The sequence below is a fragment of the Psychromonas aquatilis genome, assembly GCF_038155185.1.
GTDB classification, from domain to species: Bacteria; Pseudomonadota; Gammaproteobacteria; order Enterobacterales; family Psychromonadaceae; genus Psychromonas; species Psychromonas aquatilis.
Genome location: NZ_JBAKAZ010000397.1, coordinates 1 through 214, shown reverse-complemented (window position 1 = coordinate 214; position 214 = coordinate 1). Strand labels below are relative to the sequence as shown.

The 214-nt window shown below is 37.9% G+C and carries 1 protein-coding gene; it reads right to left on the bottom strand.

The features are described 5' to 3' along the window. Positions 1 to 143, bottom strand: a 143-nt coding sequence (locus V6256_RS16535) for a thioredoxin domain-containing protein (protein WP_424141084.1), incomplete at its 3' end; no start/stop codon positions are given. Positions 144 to 214: the final 71 nt, after the last annotated feature.

Below are 214 nucleotides of genomic sequence, written 5' to 3'. Positions count from 1 at the left end.
CCTTGTCCATTAACAAACATATAAACAGTTGGCACACTCTTTATATCAAAGTGGTGGACAATTTGATGTTCGGCTTCACAGTTAATTCTAGCCAGTGTAAAGTAATTGCCATGCTCTCTTAGTAACTGCTCCAATAAGGGCAGTAAAGATTTTCAAATAGTACATTGGCTTGACCAGAAAACCACCAAGACAGTTTTGGTTTCTTAACCTTGAG